This window comes from Methylomonas koyamae (assembly GCF_001644025.1).
In the GTDB taxonomy this organism is placed as follows: domain Bacteria; phylum Pseudomonadota; class Gammaproteobacteria; order Methylococcales; family Methylomonadaceae; genus Methylomonas; species Methylomonas koyamae_A.
In genome coordinates this window covers 1-9,815 of the sequence record NZ_LUUK01000019.1, presented here as the reverse complement: position 1 = coordinate 9,815, position 9,815 = coordinate 1, and the positions used below count along the sequence as shown (strand labels likewise).

The 9,815-nt window shown below is 54.4% G+C and carries 11 protein-coding genes; 2 read left to right on the top strand and 9 right to left on the bottom strand.

From position 1 onward, the window contains the following. Positions 1–87: 87 nt before the first annotated feature. From A1355_RS24240 to A1355_RS01870, 4 genes are all read right to left on the bottom strand, one after another. Positions 88–405: a hypothetical protein gene (locus tag A1355_RS24240; RefSeq protein ID WP_082885300.1), complete on the bottom strand. Its 318-nt coding sequence runs from the start codon at positions 403–405 to the stop codon at positions 88–90. A gap of 242 nt (positions 406–647) precedes the next feature. Further along, on the bottom strand, positions 648–890 hold the full coding sequence (locus A1355_RS24235; protein WP_082885299.1) for a hypothetical protein: 243 nt from the start codon (positions 888–890) through the stop codon (positions 648–650). Positions 891–923: 33 nt separating this feature from the next. Next, a complete protein-coding gene (locus A1355_RS01875) occupies positions 924–1,832 on the bottom strand; it encodes a hypothetical protein (protein WP_064024417.1) in 909 nt (302 codons plus the stop codon). A gap of 62 nt (positions 1,833–1,894) precedes the next feature. Then, a complete protein-coding gene (locus A1355_RS01870) occupies positions 1,895–2,767 on the bottom strand; it encodes a hypothetical protein (protein ID WP_064024415.1) in 873 nt (290 codons plus the stop codon). A gap of 446 nt (positions 2,768–3,213) precedes the next feature. Between A1355_RS01870 and A1355_RS01865 the strand changes: the two genes are divergently transcribed. Beyond that, on the top strand, positions 3,214–6,312 hold the full coding sequence (locus A1355_RS01865; protein WP_064024413.1) for an efflux RND transporter permease subunit: 3,099 nt from the start codon (positions 3,214–3,216) through the stop codon (positions 6,310–6,312). Positions 6,313–6,354: 42 nt separating this feature from the next. Here the strand turns inward: A1355_RS01865 and A1355_RS01860 are convergent, their stop codons facing one another. Continuing rightward, positions 6,355–6,684, bottom strand: a complete 330-nt coding sequence (locus tag A1355_RS01860; protein WP_082885298.1) for a hypothetical protein — start codon at positions 6,682–6,684, stop codon at positions 6,355–6,357. A 151-nt stretch (positions 6,685–6,835) separates the two neighbouring features. On the opposite strand from A1355_RS01860, the gene A1355_RS01855 reads away from it, so the two are divergent. Continuing rightward, positions 6,836–7,312 carry a hypothetical protein gene (locus A1355_RS01855; protein WP_157197698.1) on the top strand — a complete coding sequence of 159 codons (477 nt, stop codon included), beginning with the start codon at positions 6,836–6,838 and terminating at the stop codon, positions 7,310–7,312. A gap of 90 nt (positions 7,313–7,402) precedes the next feature. Here the strand turns inward: A1355_RS01855 and A1355_RS01850 are convergent, their stop codons facing one another. From A1355_RS01850 to A1355_RS01835, 4 genes are all read right to left on the bottom strand, one after another. Beyond that, the gene (locus A1355_RS01850) at positions 7,403–7,879 is read right to left on the bottom strand and encodes a NifB/NifX family molybdenum-iron cluster-binding protein (RefSeq protein ID WP_064024409.1); all 477 of its coding nucleotides are present in this window, start codon (positions 7,877–7,879) and stop codon (positions 7,403–7,405) included. 292 nt (positions 7,880–8,171) lie between these two features. Continuing rightward, positions 8,172–8,525, bottom strand: coding sequence for a hypothetical protein (locus tag A1355_RS01845; protein ID WP_197471687.1), 354 nt, complete (start codon positions 8,523–8,525; stop codon positions 8,172–8,174). A gap of 282 nt (positions 8,526–8,807) precedes the next feature. Continuing rightward, on the bottom strand, positions 8,808–9,275 hold the full coding sequence (locus A1355_RS01840; protein ID WP_064024407.1) for a hypothetical protein: 468 nt from the start codon (positions 9,273–9,275) through the stop codon (positions 8,808–8,810). An 89-nt stretch (positions 9,276–9,364) separates the two neighbouring features. Beyond that, entirely contained in the window at positions 9,365–9,628 is a 264-nt protein-coding gene (locus tag A1355_RS01835; protein WP_064024405.1) for a hypothetical protein, read from the bottom strand. Between the last annotated feature and the right edge of the window lie 187 nt (positions 9,629–9,815).

The window sequence follows — 9,815 nt, the reverse complement described above, 5'->3', positions numbered from 1 at the left end:
GGCAACAGCCCCTAGTTTTATTCTGGACTGCCGAGCGGGGCGTTAAGCCCTGTCTCGGCAATCCTCCAACTCACCGGATGCGGAACCTCAGCCTTCGGCGTTTTGCATCCGGCGAAAAACGTTCGGATCGATCAGGTTCACGGCGTCGCCCGGTTCGACGCCGAAAACCAGACGGTATTGGTCGTCGCCCAACACAGTCCGGGCGCGTTCAAGGATTTGCTGGTTTCGGGCGTTCAATGCCTCGGCGGTAAGCCGTTCCTCGGCCAGTGCCATCGCTCGCGCGCCTCGGTCAGGCAAGGTGGCGCGCAATGCCAGCAAACCGGCGATTTGTTCTTCGTTCGCGTCGCCCATCTTGATTCGCAACAGTTGCTCGAACTCGTCTTCTGCTTCCGCTATTCCCGCCATTCTGCTGACCTGGTGCAGATTTAAACAGGTGTCGGTCTTCTGGTTCCAAACCTATCGTTGCAAACCGTAGGTCCCATAAAAAGACAGACTGGCATTATACCCCTGGCCTTTGAAACTCGGAGCGGTAGCTTCCCGTCGAGCGCGGTCGCGAATAACACTTGATTGGCTAATTGGTGGCAAACGCCGTCGACACCGTAATTGAAAATCGTGCCTCGCGCGTCGGCGTTGTTAGGTTTGACTAGTCAGAGTGCGCGGTTTGGATCTCCCGGTTGGTTGCCGATCAAGCCGCTATCGTAGTCGTCGGATTCGCCTCTCGGATGAAATTTTCCCCAACAATACCAATAATTCTGGCCCGCCGACTCGACTTCTCTATCGTCCCGGTAGGGATGGGCGCGGTTATCGTAAGTCGTTACCCAAGTATGATCGACTGGCGAACCGTCGAAATAGGACGGCGTAACCCAGACATAAAATTTAGTTGTACTCATAGTAGTTCTCTCGGGTTTGGGCGGAGCTCGAACCTATTCGCCCAAGCCAAGGTGCTTGAGCTGAATGTTCTGGTCCTGGTTGTTGGTTTTGTCGTTGCCGGAATTTTGATTGTTAACCGATTCCACCATGATCTGCACAGCGGTGTCGATCGCGCATAGACTGTCGTAATTGTTTACGCTTCGTACGACGTCTTCCACCGAGTCTGGTGCGTAAAGCGGAGTATCGAGTTCCTTTCGGGCGGTCTGACGATATTTTTGTATCGTCGTAATCAAGTCCGGCATTAATTTACCCTGCAGATAATTGTTGCTGAAACTGCCGATACCGTCTTCCAACACGGTTTTGGTGCCCGAGATGATCGCTCCCGCTAACGGATTGGCGAATGCCGCGCCGGTGGCGGTAATGGTACTGAGCGAATTCAGGCTGTCTTTTGATTCGTTGGCGCCATTGACATTGGCATAGAAGCGCGTCAGGAAGGTACGGCAGTTGGCGTCGGATACGTTTAACGCCCGGTCGAAATAGTCGGCAACGTTGGGTACCCGCGTGACCGGGGTGGGCAAGCACTCGGCGATGCATTGCTTGGCACCGTAGCTAAGCTGCAAGGCAGGGCCGATGAGCGGAAAAGCCACGGATACCAAATACCAGGTGCCTTTTCGATCTGGGCTGGTGTTGGTGCTCAGGTCGAACAGCGGTCCCAGGACCGGAATCCAGACCGCGTTGCTATAAACCGATTCCTTTTGGGAACATCTTGGCGTTTGGTCGTCCGAGACTCCGGCTGAAGTCAATGAGACGGAGGATATCGTGAGATCAGGGTCTTTGTAGGTGGGCGTGGCGGCGGTCGGGCACGACGGCGCAAATACTTTACTCGAACTCAACGAGCGGGCGGTCGCGGCGCAACCGTTCAACAAGGGCAGAGCGAGCGCTAATAAAAGTTGCGGTTTCATGTGGTACTCCAGGTGAATGCGCGAAGGGGTTCCAGGCGGTAAGGCCTGAAACCCGAAAGCTATCAAGATCGGTAAGATTTGCGCGCTAAGCCCAGCCAACCGGCCAATGCGGTACCGAACATCCAGACGGCCGCGGGTAACGGCACCGGCGCGAACCGCCAATTGGCGACGCCGGCGATTTGCTCCGCGCTCAAACCGGCCAACGGCGCATTGGATTCGGATAGATGATCGAAAACGGTCGCCGCCGTTCGGGCATCGCCGGCTTGTACGAATATCTGGTTAAAAAATAGTAGTGAGCGCGATTGGCCTGCGGCGATGTTCAGCAGAAAATCGGCGCGGACGCCTTGACTGCCTGCGGAACTGAAAACGGTATTGCTAACAAAGGAGGGCGCCAGGCCGCCCATGCCGTAAATTACATGGGTATTGGCCGGGTCGCCCGAGTTGACGCTGGAATCGTCGGTAATTAACCAGCGGTCTTGGGTGCTGAATGCGGAATCGCCGTCGCTGCTGGCGATGGTTTGAGTCGATTCGTCAGATCCGACGTTGGTCCACAGGCCCACCTTAGTGAAAATGCCGGCGTTGCCGTTATTGGTCAACGTGATCAGAGTACGTAGCGTGGGTGTTGCGGTATCGGCGTAAAACTGAACCTGAGTTTGCAGATTACTCAGCGTCGCGACACTGCTGGTGATCGTTTGACCGCTGCTCAGGTAGCTTGTCGGATTGAACGAAACGCCATCGACGCGAAAGGTTAAACCAGTGTCGAAGGCATCGCCGTGTCCGCCTATTTGGGCGTCGCCAACGCCGAAACCTTGCCCGGTCGAGCCCACTCCGCTCCAGCTAGCGCCTCCACCGATTAAGTCGCTCGCCATGGCGGCGTGCGTGCTGAATCCCATGATAATCGCCAACACCATCGTGACCGGTTTTTTCATCTTCATATCTTCACCTCTAAATTGAATTCATAAAATTGCTTCTTGTTTGACCGGAAGCCGGCCGGTATCGAGCTGGCTGAAACCGGGTTCGAAGCACTATATAAAAATCGCCTTAGGGGCAAAATTCGAGAAATGTTATACGGCCCATATGATTTTTGTTATAGACATCAGTTGCTTGCTGCTTACAACTCATCATTCGGGCGCGCATCATCGTGTTCCAAGGTTTGAAATCCGGCCTTCTCGGTTAAGTCAAAACTCAGCGGGACGATCGAAACCGACCGGCTAAGTTCGATCGCATTTGACCGAGTGGCGAGACAACGTTCCGGGAATTGGATAGCCGGCCCATTCGGGAAGGGATTTCGGGAAAGCGAGGCGGCTACTTGTCACCTACCCGCATGGACCTTGAGCACTGGAACGGGCAAAATAGCCGATTCGCCAACCGCCGCTCAAACATGCTCGCACTCCTGGTCCGTTTTTCCATCCGCTATTCCGGCATCGTCATCGCGCTGGCCCTGCTGCTATTCGGCTACGGCGGCTATCGATTCGCCAATGCCGGCCTGGACATTTTTCCGGAGTTCGCGCCCAAGCAAGTCATCATCCAAACCGAAGCGCCTGGCCTGGCCGCCGAGCAAGTGGAAGTGTTGGTCAGCCAGCAGATCGAACAGGCCGTTAGCGGCCTGATCGGCCTGAAAAACTTGCGCTCGCAATCGATACAAGGCCTGTCCATCGTCACCGCTACCTTCGAGGAAAGCAGCGACGTGTACCGCAACCGGCAGTTGGTCGGCGAGCGATTGACCGGCATCGCTCAGCGCTTGCCGGCCGGAGTCGGTACGCCGATTCCGCTGCCGCTGTCGTCGTCGTCCGCCACCGTGATGACGATAGGCTTGCGGGCCGGCGGCAAATCGCTGCTGGAATTGCGCAGCCTGGTGGATTGGACCTTGGTGCCGCGCCTGCTGGCGGTACCCGGCGTCGCCGATGTCAACGTGTTCGGCGGCGACATTCAACAATTGCAAATCCAGCTGCTGCCGGCGGCTTTGCAGCGATATAACTTGTCGATCGACGAAGTGGTCAACGCCGCCGCCAGCGCCAGCGAAATCAGCGGCGCCGGCTTCATCGACAACGGCAATCAGCGCTTTTCGCTGCAGCTCAGCGGTCAACCGAGCAATCCGCGCCAATTCGAACAATTGGCGGTCAAGCGTTTGAACGGCAGCAACATTTTGCTCGGCGATGTCGCCGAGGTCGGCTATGCGCCAGCCCCGGCCATCGGCGCCGCGCAAATCCAGGGCCAGCCAGCCATCGTGATGATGATCATCGGCCAGTACGGCGCCAACACCTTGTCGGTGTCGCGGCAAGTCGAAACGGTGCTCGAGGAGTTTCAACCGCTGTTCGAGCAACAAGCCATCGCCTTCCACGCCCATCTGTTCCGGCCGGCCGACTACATCGAGACCTCGCTGCACAATCTAGCCGGCCATTTGTTGCTCGGCGGCGCCTTCGTGTTGTTGGTGCTGTACGGCTTTTTGTTCGATTTGCGCAGCGCGCTGATCGCCGCTACCGCGATTCCGTTGTCTTTACTGACCGCCGCCCTGGTGTTGCTGACTTGCGGCGTGAATTTAAACATCATGGTGCTGGGCGGGCTGGCCATTGCGTTGGGCGAAGTCGTCGACGACGCCATCATCGACACCGAAAACATCTTCCGGCGCCTGCGCGAAAACCGCCTGAAGATTCACCCCGACCCCAGCGACGAAGTGATCTACCAAGCGTCGCTGGAAGTGCGCGGTTCGGTGGTTTACGCCAGCTTCATCGTCGCGCTGGTGTTCGTTCCGCTGCTAACCCTGGCTGGCGTCAGCGGCCGTTTGTTCGCGCCGTTGGGCGTGTCCTACATTCTGGCGATCATGATGTCGCTGCTGGTGGCGCTAACCCTGACCCCGGCGCTCTGCCACCTGCTGCTGCGGCGGCGCCTGCCGGACACCGCCGAGCCGCCGTTGATCAAGCGCCTGAAACCCTGGTACGCCAAACATTTGCTGTGGACCACTCGCCATTTCAACGCCGTGGCCGGCATCGGATTGATCGCTTGCGCGGCCGGTCTGGCGGCGTTTTTACAGTTGGATCACCAATTTCTGCCGGAATTGCGCGAAGGCCATTTCATCGTCCATACCGCCAGCGCGCCGGGCACTTCGTTGCAGGAATCATTGCGGGTGGGCGCCTTATTGAGCGAACAATTCGCCGACATCGAAGGCGTCGAGTCGGTGTCGCAGTGGGCGGGCCGGGCCGAACGCGGCGCCGACACCTACGGTAGCCATTACAGCGAATACGAAGTGCGATTGAAACCGCTGTCCGGCCGCGACCAACAACGGGTTTTGGACAGCCTGCGCGACGTGCTGGAACAATTTCCCGGCATCGGCTTCGAAGCCAACACCTTTTTAACCGAGCGGGTCGACGAAACCATTTCCGGTTACACCGCACCGGTGGTCGTGAATCTGTACGGTAACGACTTGAACGAACTCGACGGCAAGGCCCGACAATTGGCGGCCTTGATCGCCGGCATCCCCGGCGCCGCCGACATTCAGATGCGCTCGCCGCCGGCCACCGCCACGCTGCAAATCCAACTCGACGGCGAGCACCTGAAGTTTCGCGGCATCAGTCCCGCGCAAGTGATGACGACCCTGCAAACCGCCTACGAAGGCCGCATCGTCGGCAAGCACATCCAGGGCAACCGGATCTTTAACGTGGCGGTGACCTTGCCGCCGGAAAAGCGCAACGACCCGGAATTCCTGCGGCAACTGCCGTTGAAAAACGCCGACGGCCAGCGGGTGTTGCTCGGCGACATCGCCGACATCCGCCACGGCGAAGGTCGGTACAACATCCTGCATCAAGGCGCGCAGCGTATACAGACCGTGACTTGCAAGGTTGAGGATAGAGACATGGACGAGTTCGTCGCCGAACTGAAACGCCGGGTCAACAGCGAAATCGCCTGGACCGGCAGCGCCCATCCGCAATTCGTCGGCGCGGCCATGGAGCAGGCCGACGCCCGCGAGTCCTTGCTCGTGCATGCCTTGCTGGCCGGGGTCGGCGTGCTGATTTTCGTGTACATCGCCCTGGGCAGCCTGCGCCACATGCTGCTGACCTTGCTGAATCTACCCTTCGCGCTGTTGGGCGGCGTCGCGGCCGTCGTCGTCACCGACGCCACCCTGTCGGTCGGCTCCTTCGTCGGCTTCGTTACCTTGTTCGGCATCACGGTGCGCAACTGCATCATGCTGATTTCACACTACCGGCATTTGATAGAATTCGAAGGCCAGGTCTGGAATCAAGCCACCTTGATCCGCGGCGCCCAGGAGCGCCTGCCGGCGATTTTGATGACCGCTCTGGTCACCGCGCTGGCAATGTTGCCGATTGCCTTCGACAGCGACAACCCGGGCCGGGAAATCATGGGACCGATGGCCGCGATCATCATCGGCGGCCTGGCGTCTTCAACGCTGTTGAATTTACTATTGATGCCGGCGATCCTGCAACGCTACGGCCGCTTTTCGGTGGAATTCGAACCGCAGGTTTGACGGTTTGGCCGACGGCGGACCGGCGCGGTCATTCTCGCACCCTCAACCGCCGTCGATTTCCTGTTCCAGCAGGGTCCGCAAGCCTTCCGGCATTTCCAGCGTCAGCGGGTCCCAGCCCTCCAGGCTCAACACATCCTGCAGGCAATCTTCCATGATCCGATGCGCGGCCAACGTGGCCTCGGCGATGCGTTCGTGCACTTGGCTTTGCAATTCGCTACGGCCGCGCTCGGCGCAATTGGCTTGATATTCGTACAGCTTGCGCAGGCTGTCGATCTGCACACCGACTTGCGACGGACAGGAACACAGATAGAGAATCGATTGTAAATTGATGCGCCGCAACTGCGCATTACTGAACTTGGTTTCCAAACTCATGAATCCAAACCTCTCGGTTGCTGTTGTTATTATAATTTTTCGGTCGCGCGCAACCGCTATAAGACGGGTAGTCCGGAGAATGGCCGTCTAAGCCCAACACGCGTACCCGCTTGAAATCGAAACGATTTCAGCGTCGCCAACTTTACAGGGATTGCCTAAAGATGCAAGTTCGGCACCGTCGATACGCGGACACAACCACCCGGAACGCTTGTATCCGGGCACGCGGGGTTTTGGGCGACGGACAAATCCAAAAGACATGGCATGGGCTTTGCTTTTGCAATATCTCCAAATCCATAGAGCCAGCCATTATTTCCGCCTCATGAGCAACAGTCATAACGAATTAAGCCCGGTACAAATCGAACATTTATCGTCGTTGCGATATATCAACCCAATCGATGAACACATGAAAATCGTATCCAGCGTCAAGGTGCTCGATAACGTTCACCCGCACGACACGTCGGCGCTTTTGATACTGGACATTTTTATTGACGACAAGCAAATCGACCGAATCAGTTTCAATTTACACCATTATGCCTATGAAGAAATCATAGAGCTTGCCCGGCATATTCGCGACAATGATTATATTTTGCGAGCGGTGGACGCCGCTCTGGCGGGAGATATAGAATAAATTCAGTGTTGCCACGCTAGCGATCAACTCGAAAGCGTGGCAAATATTAAAAGTTTAAAAGGCATTTAATTCAAATGACCGGACGTCGTTTTATTCATCCCATTCTTCGTCCGCCATCTCGTCAAAACGGCCCTGATCTTTACCGGATTTTTGTTTAAAAATGCGCTCCAGCAGCGGAGACAAAGTACCGGCCAGTTCTTTTTGTATCTCGGCAACTACTTCTTCAATATCCGGCCCGCCTTTAACGATGACTGGATGCGCGCCCAATTTGATTAATTCGTTGGTCGCGGAACCGCCGACCGAGCCGCAGTAGACCAAATCGCAGCCGTTCAACCAGGCCAGTTTCGGTTTCAGCTTGTCTTCGTTACCGTCGCGTAGCTCCTTGCCAAACGATTTAGCCGCCAACGGAATCGCGCTATCGGCATCGATACTGTACACGTGAAACCCAGACGACGAGCCGAAATGCTGATTGATAATTTCCCCATCCGAGCTTGCAAACGCCACCAGCAACTTATCGGCTTCGACATCAAGCTCCGCAACACAATTTACTTCGGCAAGTTGACTCATATAACACTCCTCAAAGACTATTTTGACTCGAAAACGATTAACCTAAAAAGGACAGTTGGCGTGTATTGCGGGCCGTTCGTGCTGAGCAACGTCGAAGCATGGACGGCTCGCAATACACTCGCCAAACGGGTGAATGAAAAATCCCGCGCGCCCTTCGACAAACTCAGGACGAACGGAATTTTTCATCGCCAAACTGCTCTTTTTAGGATTAAGTTAATATCCTGCTATCGACGATAATTAGTATTAGCAATCGCCTCCAAAATAACAGGTGAAATTACCAAAAATCACCAGATTACTTTCGCTGGCGATATTCCGCGACCAGCACTTTAATCTTTAAGCGCATAATTTCTTTCAGCATACGCATTTTTCGATCATGTTCCTGATGCGCAATATCGTAGATTTGTTTTCTCAGCGTTTCATCGCTATCTTCAGGCAAACTCAAAGACCACTCGGTGAAAAAGGTATCGAAGCCGTCTATCGTTTTAATCAATTCAAATCTCAGTTTCTCTCTGTCGTTCTTCGGAATGGCCTTTAGCGCGTCGTCGATAACCGCATCGAGCTCCGATTTTTGTTGCCTGTCCGGAACGGGGAATAGAATGATTTCAGACATAAATACCGACAATTGATAAGCAAGCGAACGCAACATTATTTTTGCATAACGTGCTTAATTCATATTTTACACCACTTTATAAGCGATTGATTTAACGACAAAAAGATTGCATTTGTTTGTTGTGTTTGTAACAAACAAGAGCCCGCCGCGAGCGCGATGTTTGAATGGTTACAGTGGCGAGTGAGTCCCGAGTCGCCACCCGTTTTGAAATGCGGACGGAGGTTTCGAAACCTGCCGCATAACGGACAAAGTCTCCGGCTTTGCGCGACTCTATCGCGCAGCGTCCAGCGACCGAAGGTAGTGTGGTTGAGCGCCGGGTTAGCCGCCACTTTGCCGAGCGACAGATACAAGTGAGCAAGCATCTGAATATGCAAGTTTGAAATTCTCTTCGAGCGTTGGCGGAAGGCCAACTAGTATTGTCGCACTACTGTCCCAGCATGCGATCTCGAACAGCGCGCCATCAAGTTGGGGCGCCATTTCCTTGCCATTCCAAAAATCCGGGTTGCCTTCGATGTATGGAGAAGCCAGAACTGCGGGACGGTATCCCTTTGGCACGGCACTGAAGACTGCCCAGATAAATTGCACTTCATTTTGACTGACGAAGCTCTGTAATGCCTGGCCTTCCATCCATTGATCTTCACTCGTGAATTCGGTGCCGCAATAGTTTGTTTCGATATCACTAATGAACCAATCGTAATCGGCAGCGGATATGCCCAGTGCGGAAAAAACCAAACGCATGTTGGTGAAGAACCGGACTCGATCAGTACGTTCGAGGATAAGATTCAATGGGCAACTCTTTGAAGGCTAACGCTAAGCTCACCCGACCAAAAACCGCTACGCGGTTTTTGGTCGGGTGAAGCGCGGATTATGGTTTCTTAACCGCATGGCTCTAGGTCTTTTGGAAACATACTAAATAACTCACGCTCGCTTTCGTCATATTCTCCAACTCTATTTCTAATATTCCAACCACGATTCAGATGCGCGAAAACATGACCCATACGAATCCTAAATTCTGAATCTTCTTCTATTGCCCCATCCTTGTTCATTTGATCGATCATATTCTCTAAGTGCTCTTTTGCATCTTCAAGCTCATACATTAATGAAGACCACTCAACAGGATTAGTTTTATTATTTATCATCAGTTACTTGAGCCATAACTAGTTATTAGATAGGTCTGTATATCTACGAAAAATGATCTTCGACACGATAATTTATTGATTTGCATATGCTCTTTCTCTCAGTATATCATTTCGCGGAGAAATAACGACTAGTGACGGCCAGAGTGCTGCTATTGAATCAGGGCCGTGGGTGGATAAGCGAAGCGCC

Bases quoted from the DNA above. Each gene is read 5' to 3' on its own strand.
- A1355_RS01850 (WP_064024409.1), bottom strand. From the start codon at position 7,879: ATGAGTCAACTTGCCGAAGTAAATTGTGTTGCGGAGCTTGATGTCGAA.
- A1355_RS01860 (WP_082885298.1), bottom strand. From the start codon at position 6,684: ATGAGTTTGGAAACCAAGTTCAGTAATGCGCAGTTGCGGCGCATCAAT.
- A1355_RS01835 (WP_064024405.1), bottom strand. From the start codon at position 9,628: ATGATAAATAATAAAACTAATCCTGTTGAGTGGTCTTCATTAATGTAT.
- A1355_RS01870 (WP_064024415.1), bottom strand. From the start codon at position 2,767: ATGAAGATGAAAAAACCGGTCACGATGGTGTTGGCGATTATCATGGGA.
- A1355_RS01845 (WP_197471687.1), bottom strand. From the start codon at position 8,525: ATGTTGCGTTCGCTTGCTTATCAATTGTCGGTATTTATGTCTGAAATC.
- A1355_RS01865 (WP_064024413.1), top strand. From the start codon at position 3,214: ATGCTCGCACTCCTGGTCCGTTTTTCCATCCGCTATTCCGGCATCGTC.
- A1355_RS24235 (WP_082885299.1), bottom strand. From the start codon at position 890: ATGAGTACAACTAAATTTTATGTCTGGGTTACGCCGTCCTATTTCGAC.
- A1355_RS24240 (WP_082885300.1), bottom strand. From the start codon at position 405: ATGGCGGGAATAGCGGAAGCAGAAGACGAGTTCGAGCAACTGTTGCGA.
- A1355_RS01875 (WP_064024417.1), bottom strand. From the start codon at position 1,832: ATGAAACCGCAACTTTTATTAGCGCTCGCTCTGCCCTTGTTGAACGGT.